20 protein-coding genes are annotated in these 14178 nt (G+C 68.0%); 10 read left to right on the top strand and 10 right to left on the bottom strand.

Going from position 1 to position 14178, the window contains the following annotated elements; genetic code table 11:
• Together ACP696_RS09885 and ACP696_RS09890 are read right to left on the bottom strand one after the other, a co-directional pair.
• Positions 1 to 873 (bottom strand): methylated-DNA--[protein]-cysteine S-methyltransferase, encoded by an 873-nt coding sequence (locus ACP696_RS09885; protein ID WP_426010347.1) that lies wholly within the window; start codon positions 871 to 873, stop codon positions 1 to 3.
• Between the two features lie 52 nt (positions 874 to 925).
• Entirely contained in the window at positions 926 to 1402 is a 477-nt protein-coding gene (locus ACP696_RS09890) for a DUF2244 domain-containing protein (protein ID WP_426010348.1), read from the bottom strand.
• Positions 1403 to 1467: 65 nt separating this feature from the next.
• Between ACP696_RS09890 and nth the strand changes: the two genes are divergently transcribed.
• Positions 1468 to 2172, top strand: a complete 705-nt coding sequence (nth, locus tag ACP696_RS09895; protein ID WP_426010350.1) for an endonuclease III — start codon at positions 1468 to 1470, stop codon at positions 2170 to 2172.
• Between the two features lie 133 nt (positions 2173 to 2305).
• Here the strand turns inward: nth and ACP696_RS09900 are convergent, their stop codons facing one another.
• The gene (locus ACP696_RS09900; RefSeq protein ID WP_426010351.1) at positions 2306 to 3160 is read right to left on the bottom strand and encodes an ATP-grasp domain-containing protein; all 855 of its coding nucleotides are present in this window, start codon (positions 3158 to 3160) and stop codon (positions 2306 to 2308) included.
• 104 nt (positions 3161 to 3264) lie between these two features.
• Here ACP696_RS09900 and ACP696_RS09905 point away from each other — a divergent pair, with 104 nt between their 5' ends.
• The 6 genes from ACP696_RS09905 to ACP696_RS09930 are packed head-to-tail and all read left to right on the top strand — an operon-like array spanning position 3265 to position 7329.
• Positions 3265 to 4254: an adenosine kinase gene (locus ACP696_RS09905; RefSeq protein ID WP_426010353.1), complete on the top strand. Its 990-nt coding sequence runs from the start codon at positions 3265 to 3267 to the stop codon at positions 4252 to 4254.
• Between the two features lie 8 nt (positions 4255 to 4262).
• A complete protein-coding gene (hisB, locus tag ACP696_RS09910; protein WP_426010355.1) occupies positions 4263 to 4853 on the top strand; it encodes an imidazoleglycerol-phosphate dehydratase HisB in 591 nt (196 codons plus the stop codon).
• Positions 4854 to 4866: 13 nt separating this feature from the next.
• Positions 4867 to 5508, top strand: a complete 642-nt coding sequence (gene hisH, locus ACP696_RS09915) for an imidazole glycerol phosphate synthase subunit HisH (RefSeq protein WP_426010357.1) — start codon at positions 4867 to 4869, stop codon at positions 5506 to 5508.
• Positions 5496 to 6230 (top strand): 1-(5-phosphoribosyl)-5-[(5-phosphoribosylamino)methylideneamino]imidazole-4-carboxamide isomerase, encoded by a 735-nt coding sequence (gene hisA, locus ACP696_RS09920; protein WP_426010358.1) that lies wholly within the window; start codon positions 5496 to 5498, stop codon positions 6228 to 6230. The genes hisH and hisA overlap by 13 nt, the downstream gene beginning before the upstream one ends.
• A complete protein-coding gene (gene hisF, locus ACP696_RS09925; protein ID WP_426010359.1) occupies positions 6230 to 7012 on the top strand; it encodes an imidazole glycerol phosphate synthase subunit HisF in 783 nt (260 codons plus the stop codon). The genes hisA and hisF overlap by 1 nt, the downstream gene beginning before the upstream one ends.
• Entirely contained in the window at positions 7009 to 7329 is a 321-nt protein-coding gene (locus ACP696_RS09930) for a phosphoribosyl-ATP diphosphatase (RefSeq protein WP_426010361.1), read from the top strand. The genes hisF and ACP696_RS09930 overlap by 4 nt, the downstream gene beginning before the upstream one ends.
• Before the next feature lie 100 nt (positions 7330 to 7429).
• Here ACP696_RS09930 and ACP696_RS09935 read toward each other — a convergent pair whose 3' ends face one another.
• Genes ACP696_RS09935 through timA form a run of 4 tightly spaced genes read right to left on the bottom strand, consistent with a single transcriptional unit; the run spans position 7430 to position 10358 of the window.
• Positions 7430 to 8002: a DUF4337 domain-containing protein gene (locus ACP696_RS09935; RefSeq protein ID WP_426010363.1), complete on the bottom strand. Its 573-nt coding sequence runs from the start codon at positions 8000 to 8002 to the stop codon at positions 7430 to 7432.
• A 60-nt stretch (positions 8003 to 8062) separates the two neighbouring features.
• Positions 8063 to 8602 carry a Smr/MutS family protein gene (locus tag ACP696_RS09940; RefSeq protein ID WP_426010365.1) on the bottom strand — a complete coding sequence of 180 codons (540 nt, stop codon included), beginning with the start codon at positions 8600 to 8602 and terminating at the stop codon, positions 8063 to 8065.
• A 2-nt stretch (positions 8603 to 8604) separates the two neighbouring features.
• Positions 8605 to 9759 (bottom strand): MltA domain-containing protein, encoded by a 1155-nt coding sequence (locus ACP696_RS09945; protein WP_426043743.1) that lies wholly within the window; start codon positions 9757 to 9759, stop codon positions 8605 to 8607.
• A complete protein-coding gene (gene timA, locus ACP696_RS09950; protein ID WP_426010368.1) occupies positions 9759 to 10358 on the bottom strand; it encodes a TIM44-related membrane protein TimA in 600 nt (199 codons plus the stop codon). Before timA ends, ACP696_RS09945 begins: the two co-directional genes overlap by 1 nt.
• A gap of 185 nt (positions 10359 to 10543) precedes the next feature.
• On the opposite strand from timA, the gene secB reads away from it, so the two are divergent.
• A complete protein-coding gene (secB, locus tag ACP696_RS09955; protein WP_426010370.1) occupies positions 10544 to 11038 on the top strand; it encodes a protein-export chaperone SecB in 495 nt (164 codons plus the stop codon).
• An 83-nt stretch (positions 11039 to 11121) separates the two neighbouring features.
• Here secB and ACP696_RS09960 read toward each other — a convergent pair whose 3' ends face one another.
• On the bottom strand, positions 11122 to 11808 hold the full coding sequence (locus tag ACP696_RS09960) for a response regulator transcription factor (protein WP_426010371.1): 687 nt from the start codon (positions 11806 to 11808) through the stop codon (positions 11122 to 11124).
• A 64-nt stretch (positions 11809 to 11872) separates the two neighbouring features.
• On the opposite strand from ACP696_RS09960, the gene ACP696_RS09965 reads away from it, so the two are divergent.
• The gene (locus ACP696_RS09965; RefSeq protein WP_426043744.1) at positions 11873 to 12382 is read left to right on the top strand and encodes a L,D-transpeptidase family protein; all 510 of its coding nucleotides are present in this window, start codon (positions 11873 to 11875) and stop codon (positions 12380 to 12382) included.
• A gap of 100 nt (positions 12383 to 12482) precedes the next feature.
• On the opposite strand, the gene ACP696_RS09970 is transcribed toward ACP696_RS09965, so the two are convergent.
• Positions 12483 to 13127: a YggS family pyridoxal phosphate-dependent enzyme gene (locus ACP696_RS09970; RefSeq protein ID WP_426043745.1), complete on the bottom strand. Its 645-nt coding sequence runs from the start codon at positions 13125 to 13127 to the stop codon at positions 12483 to 12485.
• On the opposite strand from ACP696_RS09970, the gene ACP696_RS09975 reads away from it, so the two are divergent.
• Complete coding sequence (locus tag ACP696_RS09975) at positions 13126 to 13755, top strand: thiamine phosphate synthase (RefSeq protein WP_426043746.1); 630 nt, start codon at positions 13126 to 13128, stop codon at positions 13753 to 13755. The genes ACP696_RS09970 and ACP696_RS09975 overlap by 2 nt on opposite strands.
• Here ACP696_RS09975 and ACP696_RS09980 read toward each other — a convergent pair.
• Entirely contained in the window at positions 13752 to 14135 is a 384-nt protein-coding gene (locus ACP696_RS09980; protein WP_426043747.1) for an NtrZ family periplasmic regulatory protein, read from the bottom strand. The genes ACP696_RS09975 and ACP696_RS09980 overlap by 4 nt on opposite strands.
• Positions 14136 to 14178 lie beyond the last annotated feature (43 nt).

The raw sequence follows: 14178 nt of genomic DNA on the forward strand, positions 1-14178 counted from the left end.
TTACCGCAAAGACGCGCCGACGGCCTCCATGCCGAGCATCGCCGCCTTGCGACCCAACCCCCAATGGTAACCGGTCAGCCGGCCGTCCCTCGCGATGGCGCGGTGGCAAGGGATAAGCAGCGAGATAGGGTTGGCGCCGATCGCGCCGCCGGTGGCCTGGTAAGCGCGCGGACTGCCCGCCCAGGCCGCGATCTCGCCATAGCTGCCGGTCTGGCCCGCAGGGATGCGCAACAGGGCCTTCCAGACCTGGATGTTGAACGGCGAGCCGATCAGCACCACCGGCAGGGGCTGGTCACCACCGGCGAAGGCGTGGACCGCCGTGCGGGCCGAGGCCTCGTCATCGCGGCGCCAGTCGGCGGCGGGGAACCGCCGGTGCATATCGGCGAAGGTCGCCTCATCGTCGCCATCGGAAAAGGCCAGGCCGGCCAGGCCGCGCGGGGCCATGACGAACAGGCCCTTGCCATAGGGGGTCGGCGCCCAGCCCCAGGCCAGATGGAGCCCCTCGCCCCGACGCCGCACGTCGCCCGGCGTCACCGCCTCCTGGGCGATGAACAGGTCGTGCAGGCGCGAAGGGCCGGACAGGCCGGCGTCATAAGCCGCGTCGAGCACGCTGACGCCCTGCTCCAGCGATCGCCGAGCCTCGGCATGGGCGATGGCGGCGACGAAGATCTTGGGGCTGACCCCAGCCCAGCGGCTGAACACCCGCTGGAAATGGAATGGCGACAGGCCGACCGCGTCGGCGGCCTCGTCCAGCGACGGACGCTCCTGCCAGCGGTCGGCCAGCCAGGAAAGGGCCTTGGCCATGCGATCATAGTCCGCCGACCGCTCGGTCAGATGGGCGATAGCTTGGGAGGGGGAAACATCGAGCGGCATGGCGAGAAGATAGTGCGCCCCGCCGCCGCCGTCCGCCCGGTTCTTGCGCCGTTTAGCGATAGCGTTCGGCCCGGGCGTCGAGGATCGCCCGCTCCAGCGCCCGGGCGAAATCGACACGCTCGAGCGGGCTCAGCGCCCGGGCCAGCGTCAGGCGCCGACGCGACATCATCAGCCGCACCCGCGCCTCGTGCTCGCCCGCCTGCTCGACGCCGACCCGGGTGAAGGCGGTGGGCGATGTCCAGATCACGCGGGCGCCCTTCTCGTCCTCGCGGCTGACGGTCACCGCCTCGGCCGTGACCCGCACGCGCTCTGAACGCTCGGCGGCGCGGAAACTGGCGCGGAGGGCCAGGCCCATGGCCAGCACGTCCAGTCCCAGGAACGGCAGCACCGGCGGGGCGCCCAGGATCAACAGGAAGATCCCCACCATCAGGTTGAAGGCGGTCAGCACGCCAAGCAGCACATAGAGACCCTGCCGGTTCATCGACCGGTTGGGCTTGATCACGGCGTCAAGATATAGCGGCGCGGACATGGGCTTGATTTAGGGGCGGCCCCGACGCTTGGCGAGAGGCGCGCATCACGGCATGGTCGCCGCCCATGGCCAAGCCCGCGTCCACCAAGCCGTTCGTCAGAAAACGCCCTGTCGCCAAGCGCCTAACGCCGGCCGAGCGCGCGCGGATCGAGGTGCTGTTCTCGCGGTTCGAAAGCCTGGAAGACCATCCCAAGACCGAGCTCAACTATTCCAACCCCTACACCCTGGTGACCGCCGTGGCCCTGTCGGCCCAGGCGACGGACGTTCAGGTCAACAAGTCGACCGGTCCGCTGTTCCAGGTCGCAGACAGTCCCGCCAAGATGCTGGCGCTCGGCGAGGAAGGCCTGATCGGCTACATCGCCTCGATCGGCCTCTACCGCACCAAGGCCAGGAACGTCATCGCCTCGGCCCGCATCCTGATGGACCATCATGGCGGCGAGGTGCCCTTGAACCGCGAGGCTCTGGAAAGCCTGCCCGGCGTGGGCCGCAAGACCGCCAGCGTGGTGCTCAATGAACTGGATATCGAGCCGGCGATCGCCGTCGACACCCATGTGTTCCGCGTCTCGCACCGGCTGAAGCTGTCAGCCGGAAAGACGCCGGACGCGGTCGAGGACGATCTGATGCGAATCGTGCCGGATCGCTACAAGACCCGGGCCCATCACTGGCTGATCCTGCACGGGCGGTATGTCTGCGTGGCGCGGAAGCCGAAGTGCGAGGTGTGCCGGATCGCGGATCTATGTCCGTCGCGGGAGCTGTTTCTGGGCGCCTAAGCGGCGAACACTTGCCCCTAAGGGTCGCTTCGCGACCGTCTTCCCCCAGAGGGGGAAGAGCCCCGCGTTTCGAGCTCCGCCCCCTATGGGGCGGACAGGCGGCGAAGCCGCCAGGTGGGGGCAAGTCAGTGGGCTAGAGCACCCTAACCACCGCCGCCGCGAACGCCGCGCCGCCATCATGGGCGTGCCGCAGGAACAGGTCCGGCTCGATGACCTCCAGCTCCATCAGCTGGGGCGTACCGTCCAGACCTCGGATCAGGTCGACCCGGGCGTAGGTCAACTGCGTCCCGGCCGCCTTGAGCACCATCGCCGCCGCGTGCAGCGCCTCGGGTTCGGGCGCGACGCCGCTGACCTGGCCGCCGAACTGCGGCTGGACGCGGAAGTCGCCGCCGGTCGCTACCTTGGTCACCGCGTGGCTGAACACCCCGTCGAAATAGAACAGCGAAAGCTCGCCCTCCTCGCCCACCGCCGGAAGGAACGGCTGGATCAGCGCCGGACCAGTGGTGCAGCCCGTCAAACCGTCGGCGTGGCGCAGCTTAACGGTGTCTTGCGATCCGCCGGAGATCTGCGGCTTGGCCACCAGCACGTCGACGCCGAACACCTCGCGAGCCCGATCCAGGTCCTCGAGCGACAAGCGATCCAGAGCGATGGTCGGCACCACCGGCGCGCCCTTCGCCGCCAGTTGGGCAAGATAGGTCTTGGTGGTGTTCCAGCGCAACACCGACACTGGATTGGCCAGGCGCGCGCCAGTGGCTTCAAGGGCGTCGAGCCGCTCGAACCACAGCGGCGCGCGCAGGTGATAGCCCCAGGTCAGCAGCGGCAACACCACACGGGCTCGGGCCGGGTCGAGCGGTTCGACCCAGCTGGCGTGCTCGACGTCCAGGCCGCGCGCCCGCAGCGGCGCCGCGAGACGCTCGAACAATGGGGTCCAGGCGTGGGCGAACAGGGTTTCGTCGGCGGCGGGCGTGAGGATCAGAACGTCGGTCATGCCCTTGGCGGTAGAGCGACACGATCCTTCGGGCAAGGCTCGCGTTGCCTTGCGCGCCTCGATCCGGTACTCCGCGCGCGTCGCCCTTTCGGAAAAGACCTTTTATGACCGCCCTCTACGACGTCGCCGCCATCGGTAACGCTATCGTCGATGTCATCGCCCAGTGTGACGACGCCTTCCTGGAGCGACAAGGCCTGGTCAAGGGCTCGATGGCCCTGATTGACGTGGCGCGGGCCTCTATCCTTTATGACGTGATGGCGTCGGGCATCGAGGCGTCGGGCGGCAGCGCGGGCAACACCGTGGCCGGCGTCGCCAGCTTTGGTGGCAAGGCCGCCTTCATAGGCAAGGTCGCCGACGACCAGCTGGGCCGCGTCTTCACCCACGACATGCGCGCCATTGGCGCCACCTTCAACACCCCGCCCCTGGCGGAAGGGCCCGCGACGGCCCAGAGCCTGATCAATGTCACGCCAGACGCCCAGCGCACCATGTCGACCTATCTGGGCGCCTGTGTCGAGCTGACCGCCGCCGACGTCGACCCGGCGATCATCGAAGCGGCGCAGTACGTCTATCTGGAGGGTTATCTATTCGATCCGCTGGAAGCCCGCCGCGCCTTCGCCAAGGCCGCCGGCCTGGCCCATGGCGCGGGGCGCAAGATCGTCATCACCCTGTCCGACAGTTTCGTGGTCGAGCGTCACCGCGAGGCCCTGCTGGGCTTCATCGACACCCAGTGCGACATCGTCTTCGCCAATGCCTCGGAAGTCTGCGCCCTGTTCCAGACCACCGACTTCGACGCCGCCGTGAAGGCCTTGGCCGGCAAGGTCGAGATCGCCGCCGTCACGCGCAGCGAACACGGCTCGGTGGTAGCCTCCGGCGGGGCATTGCACGAAATCTCGGCCTATCCCGTCGAAAAAGTCATAGACACTACCGGCGCCGGCGACCAATACGCGGCGGGCTTCCTCTATGGCCTCTCCCAGGGCCACCCGCTGCCCGTCTGCGGACAGCTGGGCGCCCTGGCCGCCGCCGAGGTCATCGCGCACTACGGTCCACGCCCGCAGGTCAGCCTGCGGGATCTCGCGGCCCAAAACGGAATTTAAGGACGACCATGGCCCGCACCGCTGAAGTGGTCCGCGAGACGAAAGAGACCCAGATCCGGGTCTGGATCGACCTCGACGGGACCGGCGCCTCGACGATCTCGACCGGCATCGGGTTCTACGACCACATGCTGGAGAGCTTCGCGCGCCACGGCGGGTTCGACCTCAAGGTCGAGACCACTGGCGACCTGCACATCGACATGCACCACACGGTGGAAGACACCGGCATCGTGCTGGGCCTGGCGATAAACAAGGCTCTGGATGGCTTCAAGGGCATCCGACGCTTCGGTCACGCCTATATCCCGATGGACGAGACCCTGACGCGCTGCGCCATCGACCTGTCGAACCGGCCCTATCTGATCTGGAAGGTCGACTTCAAGCGGCCCAAGGTCGGCGAGATGGACACCGAGCTGTTCAAGGAATTCCACCACGCCTTCGCGATGAACGTGGGAGCCTGCGTGCATCTCGAGACGTTGTACGGCGACAACACGCACCACGTCGCCGAAAGCGGCTTCAAGGCCCTGGCCCGGGCGCTGCGTCAGGCGGTCGAGATCGACCCCAAGACCGGCGGCCTGGCCCCCTCCACCAAGGGCGTGCTGTAGGGAATTTGATCTCATGCAGACCGTCGCCCTGATCGATTACGGGTCGGGCAATTTGCGCTCGGCCGAAAAGGCCCTGCGCGAGGCGGCCCGCCGTCACGCCATCGACGCTGACATCGTCGTGACGGCCGACCCGTCCATTGTGGCCGCCGCCGACCGCGTGGTGCTGCCCGGAGTGGGCGCCTTCGCGTCTTGCCGCGCTGGCCTCGACGCCTCGGGGGTCTACGAGGCAATGAACGCGGCCGTGCACGGCAAGGGCGCGCCGTTCCTGGGCATTTGCGTGGGCCACCAGCTGCTGGCCTCGCGGGGCCTGGAGTTCGGCGTCACCCCCGGCCTCGGCTGGATCGCCGGCGAAGTGAAGAAGCTCGAACCCCACGACCCCGGCCTGACCATCCCGCACATGGGCTGGAACGCAATCTCGCTCGCCCATGCCCACCCGCTCTTTACCGGCGTCGAGCACGGCGCCCACATGTACTTCGCCAACTCCTTCGCCTTGACGCCTTCGAACCCCGAGGACGTCCTGGCGACCACCGATCACGGCGGCCCGTTCACGGCCGCCGTGGCCAAGGGCAACGTGGCCGGCGTACAGTTCCACCCCGAAAAATCCCAAGCCGCGGGGCTCGCCCTGCTCGCCAACTTCCTGGAATGGCGCCCATGATCCTCTATCCCGCCATCGACTTGAAGGACGGCCAGTGCGTGCGTCTGCTGCACGGCGACATGGAGAAGGCCACGGTCTTCAACACCTCGCCGGTCGATCAGGCCGAGCGTTTCGTCAAGGATGGTTTCTCGTGGCTGCACGTGGTCGACCTGAACGGGGCTATCCAGGGCAAGTCGATCAACACCATCGCCGTTCAGTCGATTCTGGAGTCGATCTCCATTCCGGTGCAGCTGGGCGGCGGCATTCGGACCCTCGAAGGCGTCGAGGCCTGGATCGAGGCCGGCGTCTCGCGCGTCATCCTGGGCACCATCGCCGTCCATGACCCAGACCTGGTCCGCAAGGCCGCCCGCCTGTGGCCCGAACAGATCGCCGTGGCTGTCGATGTGCGCGACGGCAAGGTGGCCATCGACGGCTGGACTGGCCTGTCGGACCTGTCGGCCATCGACCTGTCGCGACGCTTCGAAGACGTGGGCGTGGCCGCCCTGATCATCACCGACATCAGCCGCGACGGCGCCCTGACGGGGGTCAATGTCGACGGCGTGGGCGAACTGGCCGACGCCGTGTCGATCCCGGTCATCGCCTCGGGCGGCGTCGCTTCGACAGCCGACATCGAGCGCCTGAAGGCCCGCGAGGGCGTGGAGATCGCCGGCGCCATCCTGGGCCGCTCGCTCTATGCCGGCACCATCAAGCCGTCCGAAGCCCTGACCATCGCGGCCGCCTGATGCTGAAGACCCGAATCATTCCCTGTCTCGACGTCAAGGACGGCCGGGTGGTGAAGGGGGTCAATTTCGTGGCCCTGCGCGACGCCGGCGACCCGGTGGAGCAGGCCCGCGCCTATGACGCGGCGGGGGCCGACGAGCTGATGTTCCTGGACATCACCGCCTCCAGCGACGGCCGAGGGCTGCTGCTGGACGTCATTTCCCGCACCGCCGAGGTCTGTTTCATGCCGGTCTCGGTGGGCGGCGGCGTGCGCGAGGTGGCCGACATGCGCCGCCTGCTGCTGGCCGGGGCCGACAAGGTGTCGATCAACACCGCGGCCGTCGAGAACCCTGCCCTGGTGTCGGCTGGGGCCAACGCCTTCGGCGCCCAGTGCGTGGTGGTGGCCATCGACGCCAAGGCCCGCCCCGACGGGTCGGGGTGGAACGTCTGGACCTATGGCGGCCGCCGGGACACCGGCCTCGACGTCGTCGAGTACGCGGCCCTGTGCGTCCAGCGGGGAGCGGGCGAGATCCTGCTGACCTCGATGGACCGCGACGGGGCCAAAATCGGCTACGACATTCCTCTGCTCAAGGCCGTGACCGGGGCGGTGACCGTGCCGGTGATCGCCTCGGGCGGGGCGGGCAAGACCGAACACCTGGTCGAGGCCGCTCGCGACGGCCATGCCGCCGCCGTTCTGGCCGCTTCGATCTTCCACTTCGGCGAGATCAGCATCGGCGAGGCCAAGCGGGCCATGGCCGCCGCCGGCATCGCCGTGCGCCTGGACGACCTGCAGGGGGCCGCATGAGCCGATTGTTCGAGGTGCTTGAGCGTCTGGCCGCCACGATCGAGGCCCGCAAGGGTGGCGACCCGTCGGTGTCCTACACCGCCAAGCTGCTGGCCGACCCGGCCTTGGCCGCCAAGAAGCTGGGCGAGGAAGCCGTCGAGACGGTGATCGCCGCCGTCGCCCAGGGTCCGGACGCTTTGGCCAGCGAGAGCGCCGATCTGCTGTACCATTGGCTGGTGCTGCTGGCGGCTTCCGGGGTTTCACTGGACGCCGTGGCCGAGAAATTGGCTGGCCGCGAAGGGACATCGGGTTTGGCCGAAAAGGCGTCGCGCGCCTAGAGCATTTTTCGAGCGAAGTGGTTCCGGTTCGCGTGAAGAAAAATGCCTCAAAACAAAAGATTAGAGCTCACGGCCTGACGCAGTCAGGTCGGGAAATGCTCTAGCCCAGCAGCTTGCTGAGGAGCGCCGAGTGCAGGCTCCAGCCCAGGAAGCCCGCTAGGCCCATGATGACGCCAAGCGCTCCGAAGGCCCAGGACGCCCAGAGCGCCGCCGAGATCTCCACCAACGCCGCCACGGCCGCGATGGAGACGGCGATCGAGATCAGGGCGTCGGAAGCATCGAACTGATCGTCATGGACGTTGAGCGCGTCATATCGAGCGGAAAACCCCTCGGCCCTGGCCTTGAGCATAGGGACCTCCGCCTTGTACTTGGCGATCTCGGTCCCTAGCCGCAGGACCTCGACATCGACCGCCGCCAGCGGGCGCGCGCCAGCGGACAGAGCCAGCAGCCGTACCTGGGTTTGGGCCGTTTCGTCGATGTGGCGCTTGGTCTTGGTGGCCTGGTACTCGTTCCAGGCGTCAACGCCATCCGATTGGGCCTGCTGCATCGCCTGGACGATGTTGCCGTCCTTGACCCCGCACAGGCCCATGAAGATCGACAGGGACACCACGGTGATCGCCACGCGCCGGTTGAAGCTCTTGTCCTTGGCCTCGGCCCCGATCTCGATGTCCATGCGCGTCTCCGGAAGTGCGGCGAAGCTTGGCGCCACAATCGTGGCGACCGCTGGGCGCGTTCAGACCCTAGGCGGCCGCCGCTTCAGCGCCACATAGAAGGCCCCATCGCCGCCGTGGCGCTTGTCGGCCGGCGAGACGCCCGCCACGATGTCGCGCAGGGCGGGGCCGGCCAGCCACTCAGGCGTACGTGACCGGAGCACGCCCTGCCCGATCCGCCCCTTGCCGGTAATCACCAAGGCGGCGCGATGGCCGTCTTGCCAGGCGCGGCGCAGGAAGGCCTCAAGCACCGGCTTGGCGCGGTCCTGATCCAGGCCGTGCAGGTCGAGGCGCGCCTCCAACGGCGTGTGCTCGCGGGCGATCTTGCGCTTGCGGTTGGGTTCGATGCCCTCGAGCGGACCGGGCGAGCGCTTGTTTCCCGCCGGCTTGAGGCTGTGAGGGTCGAGCAGGAGCGGGGCAAGCGGCTGGAGCGTCGTGGGCTGGGCCAGCGACTTTTCGGCCTTGGGGGCCCAACCAACGGCCTTCTGGGTCGCCTTGGCCTTCACCGTGGCGGTGACCATGCCCCACAGGCGCATCTCGTCCTGGCGGGGCGGCCGTTTCATCGCTAGCCCCGAGGAACCAACCGATAGAGCCGCAGCTCATGGCGCACGCGCCCGGCCTCGGCTCCGGCCGCCGCGCCCGTGCCCACATAGAGATCGGCCCGCACGTCGCCCTTGATCGCCCCCCCCACGTCGAGCGCCACCGCCAGGCGGCGGTAGGCGGGGAAGGCGCCGCTGAGCTTGGGCGCGCTGGCGTCGAGCCAGTAGAGCTCGCCCATCGCATGCTTGCTGGGGTCGATGGCGATGGCGCGGCCAGCCGGCAGCGGGATTCCCGCCGCCCCCACCGCCTGCTTGCCATCATCGGCCAAGGTCTGGAAGAACACGTAGCGAGGGTTCAGCCGCATGATGGCGTCGGCCTCGGGGCCGCGATGGCCGGCCAGCCATGTGCGGATGGCGTCGCCCGAGGTGTTGTTGTCGGGCAGCAGCCCGCGTTCGCGCATGGCGGTGGCGATGCCGACGAACGGGCGGCCATTGCTGCCGGCGAAGGCGGCGCGCACGCGGCGGCCGTCCGGCAGGATCAGCACGCCCGAGCCTTGGATCTGCAAGAAGAACAGCTCCTCCGGCCGCATCCAGGCCAGGGGCCGGTTTTCGGTCGAAGCCTCGATGGCGGCGCGGTCGGGATAGGGCACGAACTGGCCGCCCTCGACCCGGCCGGTGACCCTCTTGCCCGCGAAGCCGGGTTCGAACTGACCCAGGTCCAACACCACCAGGTCGACGGGCTTGCCCCGAAGAGGGGCGCTGAACTCCGCCGAGCGCGACATCCGCGCCGCGGATTCCGGGGCGAAATAGGCGGTCAGCGTGCCCTGGCCGGGGATCTGCTCGGGTCGGAAATTGATTTCCAGGAAGCGGCGCGCCTCGGCGTCGTCGGCCGGGCGATCGGCGCGGGCCTTGCGGCAAACCTCGGCCATGGCAGGGTCCGTGGCCACGCCGCAGCCCTGGCGAAAGGCGTCCAGGGCGCCGAGGTGGTCTTCCTGCGACCAGCCGGCTAGGTCGGCGAACGCCACGACGCTTCCGGGCGCGGTCGGCGTCGTCTCGACCGACCCATGCCCCACGGCGACGGGTCCGGTCGGCTTGATCGGCGCCGTGGTGGCGCAGGCCGCGAGCGCCAGGACGGCGAAGGCGGCGACCAAGCCTCCTCGAACCCCCCAAAGACGCGGCATCAGGCCTCCGCGACGTCGACGCGGACCAGGGTCCAGTTGGGGTTCTTGCTCTTCAGGTCGCGCTGGAAGGTCCAGAGGTCGGCTGTGCGACGATCGTCGACCGCCTCGCCAGCGGCGCTGGTCGAGCGGGTGCGAACCTCGGCCAAGATGCGCACCACCGCCTTGGCGACGTCGCCCTCTACGGTGATGGAGTCCAGATCGGTGCGCGGAGAGGCCAGGAACTCGGCCTTTTCGGTGCGGCCCTCGGCTTCGCGGGCGGCGATGGCGCCTTCGAAATTGGCCATGACGTCCTCGGCCAGCAACGGCTTGAGCGTTTCGCGATCGCCGGCGGCAAAGGCCTTGACGATCAGCTCATAGGCTTGCCGAGATCCGCTCAGGAAGTGGCCGATATCGAAATCGGACTGCCGGGCGCGCAGGGCGGCCAGGCCGCTGAGCGCCTCGCCGGCCACTTCGGGCCTCTTGACGTCATGCGGCAGGGCGCTAGCCGGCACGGCGGCGGGGGCGTCCTCGGGCTGACGTCCAACCCGGCGACCCAGGGTGGCGTAGAGCTGGTAGAGGATGACCGCGGCCAGAACCGCGAGGATAATCCATTCAAACACGACAGTTTCCGCTCATTCACCAGGGTCGGGCGGCCAAGACGGGCACCCAGCCGGGACATCTATCCTATATAGGACAGACGGGCTCGCGCGACAGGCGCCCGGCGTTGCGTGCCAGTCGCCCGCGTGTTAGCAGCCCCGCTCTCTCCTAGCGGCCAATTTCGACGCCGAATACGGATTTATCGCCCATGACCGACACGACCGCCGCTCCGACCGCCCCGCAGGACGACACCGCAGGGACGGAAACCGGCATCCGCATCATCGCCCAGTTCGTGCGCGACTTCTCATTTGAGAGCCCGCACGCCCCCGACTCGCTGCGCGCCGGCGGCCCGCCGCCCGCCATCGACATGGGCGTCGAGATGAACGCCCGGGGCCGCACCGACGGCCTGTTCGAGGTGGACCTGAAGCTGTCGGCCCGCGCCACGCGCGACGAACAGCCGGTTTTTCATGTCGAGGTCCTGTACGGCGGCCTGTTCCACATTGGCGGCGTTTCGGAAGCCGATCTGGAACCCGTCCTGCTGATCGAGTGCCCGCGCTTCCTGTTCCCGTTCGCCCGTCGCCTGATCGCCGATGTCACCAGTGAGGGCGGCTTCCCGCCCTTCCTGATCGACCCGATCGACTTCGCCGGAGTCTATGCGGCCCGCAAGGCCCAAGCCGAGGGCGTAGTGATCGGAAACGCTTGATTTCAGGCGGATCGCTGAATTGGAAAAAGCCCCGGTCGCGCACAGCGACAGGGGCTTTTTGCTGGAATTGGGACAGGCGCCAATCAAGGCTGAAGTCGGTACCCACCCATCTCGGTGATCAAGATCCGCGCCATCGCTGGGTCGGGCTCGATCTTCTGGCGCAGGCGGTAAACGTGGGTCTCCAGCGTGTGGGTCGTGACCCCGGCGTTGTAGCCCCAGACCTCGGTCAGCAGTTCCTCGCGCGACACCGGCTTGGCGCCGGCGCGGTAGAGGTATTTCAGGATGTTGGTTTCCTTCTCGGTCAGCCGGACCTTCTTCTGCTTCTCGTCGATCAGCAGCTTGGCGGACGGGCGGAACTCGTAGGGCCCGATCCGGAACAGGGCGTCTTCCGAGGCCTCGTAACTGCGCAGCTGGGCTCGGATGCGGGCCAGCAGCACACCGAAGCGGAAGGGCTTGGTGACATAGTCATTGGCGCCGGACTCCAGCCCTAGGATGGTGTCGCTGTCGCTGGCCGCCGCCGTCAGCATGATCACCGGGGCGGTGACCCCGTTCTTGCGCATCAGCCGGCAGGCCTCGCGGCCGTCCATGTCGGGCAGATCAACGTCCAGCAAAACCAGGTCGGGCTTGAGTTCACGGGCCATCCGCACGCCATCGCCGGCCGTCGGAGCCTCGGCGACGGTGAACTCCTCATGAAGGGCCAATTGCTCGGCGAGCGCGCCGCGCAGATCATCGTCGTCATCGACCAGGAGAAGGGTTTTGCGTTGCGCCATGAGCGGGAACATGCACCGCTGCGGCCCCCGGCGCCAAGGGCGCTTCTGGACAAGCCGCCGCTCGATGACCTTTCGCGCCCATGCCGACGGCCAGATGACGCTGAACGGTCACACCGTGCGCTGCGCGCTGGGCAAGGCCGGGGTGATCGCGGCGATCGACAAGCGCGAGGGCGATAATCGGAGCCCGCTGGGCGCCTGGCCGATCCGCCGCGTGCTCTATCGGCCGGATGCCTATCCAAACGGCCCGACCACCGCGCTGCCCGCCGCGCCCATCGCACGCCACGACGGCTGGTGCGACGCGCTGGGCGATGGGGCTTATAATCGACCGGTGACCCTGCCCTATCCGGCCAGCGCCGAGCGGATGTGGCGCGATGACGAGATCTACGATCTGGTCCTGGTGCTCGGCCACAACGACGATCCGCCGGTCGACGGCCTGGGTTCGGCGATCTTCCTGCACCTGGCGCGGGACGACTATCCAGGCACCGAAGGCTGCGTCGCCCTGGCGCGGGCCGATGTCGAGGCGCTGCTGGCGGAGGCCAAACCGGGCGACGCGGTGGAGATCGTCGCCGACTAGAGCATTTTTCGAGCGAAGTGGTTCCGGTTCGCGTGAAGAAAAATGCGTCAAAACAGAAGATTAGGGCTCACGGCCTGACGCGGTCAGGTCGGGAAATGCTCTAGGCGCGCGACCCAAACAGCGCCGAACCCACGCGGACCGAGGTGGCGCCGCAGGCGATGGCGATCTCGAAATCGTCGCTCATGCCCATCGAGAGCTTGGACAGGCCGTTGCGCGCCGCGATCTCGCCCAGCATCCGAAAATGCGGCGTGGGATCCATGTCGGCTGGCGGAATACACATCAGCCCGTCCACGGGCAGATCCAGGCCCCGACAGAGGGCGACGAAGGCCTCGGCCTGATCGGGGAGCACGCCGGCCTTCTGCGGCTCTTCGCCGGTATTGACCTGGACGAACAGGCGAGGCGCCTTGCCCTGGCTCTGGATCTCGCCCGCCAGGGCTCGGGCCAGTTTCTCGCGGTCGAGGCTTTCGATGACGTCAAAGAAAGCCACGGCGTCGCGGGTCTTGTTGCTTTGCAAGGGTCCGATCAGCCGCAGCTCGACCTCGGATCGTCGTTCGCTCCAGCGACCCATGGCCTCTTGAACGCGATTTTCCCCGAACACCCGCTGGCCCGCGCCGAGAATGGGGGCGATATGGTCCCAGGGCTGCAGCTTGGACACCGCCACCAAGGTCACGGCGTCGGCCGGTCGGCCGGCTGCGAGCGCGGCGGCCTGGATGCGGGATTGGACCGAGGAGTAGACGTCAGACATGGATTCAAGGCGCGCGATCGACGAGATGGAGGTCCTATCTAGAACGGCCACGCGGTTTCGCCCATGGCTCGTGCGCGGAAAGCCGGCCCCGCGCCTCCTGTTCTTCACCGATCCGCTGCGCACGCCCGATCCCGAAGGCGTAGCCGAGCACCTGCCTCCCGGCGCCGCTGTGGTGTTTCGAGCCTTTGGCGCTCCGGACGCCGAGGCGCGGGGCCAAAAACTCAGGCAAATCACCTACCGGCGCGGCCTCCTTTTGCTGATCGGCGCGAACGCTGAGCTGGCCGAACGGCTCGGCGCCGACGGCCTGCACCTGCCGGAACGCATGACTGCCGAACTTCCCGCGATTCGCGCGCGTCATGCCCATTGGTGGCTGACCGTGGCCGCTCATGGCGAGGACGCGGCGCGGGCGGGCGCGGCGGCGGGGGCGGATGCGCTGGTGGTGTCGCCGATCTTCTCCAGCGCCAGCCCCTCGGCCGGTCCGCCGCTCGGCGTTGAGGCGCTGAAACGGATCGTCGCGGCCGTCCCGACGCCGGTCTATGCCTTGGGCGGCGTGCGGGCGAGCACGGTCGACCAATTGCTGGATAGCGGGATCATCGGAATAGCAGCAGTGGAGGCCTTCGGCGCCTAGAACTTGAAGGCGGTTTCCAGTTTCACGCGGGGCGCGGTTTCCTGGATCTCGTTCTTGCGGGCGTTCAGGGCGGGGTTGTTGTCGCCCAAGGCCACGGCGCCGCCAACCCGGATCGACGGGGTGACGCTGTAATAGGCCCCTGCCTGGACGTCCTTCAGCTCCATCTCACGATTAAGCGGCCGGTCGAGGTCGAGCTTGAGGCCCCACTTGCCCTTCTTGGCGTCCCACTTGAGGGACTGCTTCGGGCCCTCCGGCGCAAAGGGCGCGATCTGGGCGGGCTTGCTGAAGTCGTTCTTGACGGTGAAGTCCGCGCGAGGCTTGCTTTGGGCATGGACCACCGTCGTCGATCCCAACAGGATCAACGCCGTAGCCCCAGCCATGAAATACCGTGCCGCGAACATCGCTACTCGAACCTAACCCAAC

Source organism: Caulobacter sp. DWR3-1-2 (assembly GCF_049896225.1).
Classification (GTDB): Bacteria; Pseudomonadota; Alphaproteobacteria; order Caulobacterales; family Caulobacteraceae; genus Caulobacter.

What these genes read in the sequence shown, in the direction of transcription:
- ACP696_RS09885 (WP_426010347.1), bottom strand. Translation starts at nt 873, where the DNA reads ATGCCGCTCGATGTTTCCCCCTCCCAAGCTATCGCCCATCTGACCGAG.
- ACP696_RS09890 (WP_426010348.1), bottom strand. Translation starts at nt 1,402, where the DNA reads ATGTCCGCGCCGCTATATCTTGACGCCGTGATCAAGCCCAACCGGTCG.
- nth (WP_426010350.1), top strand. Translation starts at nt 1,468, where the DNA reads ATGGCCAAGCCCGCGTCCACCAAGCCGTTCGTCAGAAAACGCCCTGTC.
- ACP696_RS09900 (WP_426010351.1), bottom strand. Translation starts at nt 3,160, where the DNA reads ATGACCGACGTTCTGATCCTCACGCCCGCCGCCGACGAAACCCTGTTC.
- ACP696_RS09905 (WP_426010353.1), top strand. Translation starts at nt 3,265, where the DNA reads ATGACCGCCCTCTACGACGTCGCCGCCATCGGTAACGCTATCGTCGAT.
- hisB (WP_426010355.1), top strand. Translation starts at nt 4,263, where the DNA reads ATGGCCCGCACCGCTGAAGTGGTCCGCGAGACGAAAGAGACCCAGATC.
- hisH (WP_426010357.1), top strand. Translation starts at nt 4,867, where the DNA reads ATGCAGACCGTCGCCCTGATCGATTACGGGTCGGGCAATTTGCGCTCG.
- hisA (WP_426010358.1), top strand. Translation starts at nt 5,496, where the DNA reads ATGGCGCCCATGATCCTCTATCCCGCCATCGACTTGAAGGACGGCCAG.
- hisF (WP_426010359.1), top strand. Translation starts at nt 6,230, where the DNA reads ATGCTGAAGACCCGAATCATTCCCTGTCTCGACGTCAAGGACGGCCGG.
- ACP696_RS09930 (WP_426010361.1), top strand. Translation starts at nt 7,009, where the DNA reads ATGAGCCGATTGTTCGAGGTGCTTGAGCGTCTGGCCGCCACGATCGAG.
- ACP696_RS09935 (WP_426010363.1), bottom strand. Translation starts at nt 8,002, where the DNA reads ATGGACATCGAGATCGGGGCCGAGGCCAAGGACAAGAGCTTCAACCGG.
- ACP696_RS09940 (WP_426010365.1), bottom strand. Translation starts at nt 8,602, where the DNA reads ATGAAACGGCCGCCCCGCCAGGACGAGATGCGCCTGTGGGGCATGGTC.
- ACP696_RS09945 (WP_426043743.1), bottom strand. Translation starts at nt 9,759, where the DNA reads ATGCCGCGTCTTTGGGGGGTTCGAGGAGGCTTGGTCGCCGCCTTCGCC.
- secB (WP_426010370.1), top strand. Translation starts at nt 10,544, where the DNA reads ATGACCGACACGACCGCCGCTCCGACCGCCCCGCAGGACGACACCGCA.
- ACP696_RS09960 (WP_426010371.1), bottom strand. Translation starts at nt 11,808, where the DNA reads ATGGCGCAACGCAAAACCCTTCTCCTGGTCGATGACGACGATGATCTG.
- ACP696_RS09965 (WP_426043744.1), top strand. Translation starts at nt 11,873, where the DNA reads ATGACCTTTCGCGCCCATGCCGACGGCCAGATGACGCTGAACGGTCAC.
- ACP696_RS09975 (WP_426043746.1), top strand. Translation starts at nt 13,126, where the DNA reads ATGGATTCAAGGCGCGCGATCGACGAGATGGAGGTCCTATCTAGAACG.
- ACP696_RS09970 (WP_426043745.1), bottom strand. Translation starts at nt 13,127, where the DNA reads ATGTCTGACGTCTACTCCTCGGTCCAATCCCGCATCCAGGCCGCCGCG.
- ACP696_RS09980 (WP_426043747.1), bottom strand. Translation starts at nt 14,135, where the DNA reads ATGGCTGGGGCTACGGCGTTGATCCTGTTGGGATCGACGACGGTGGTC.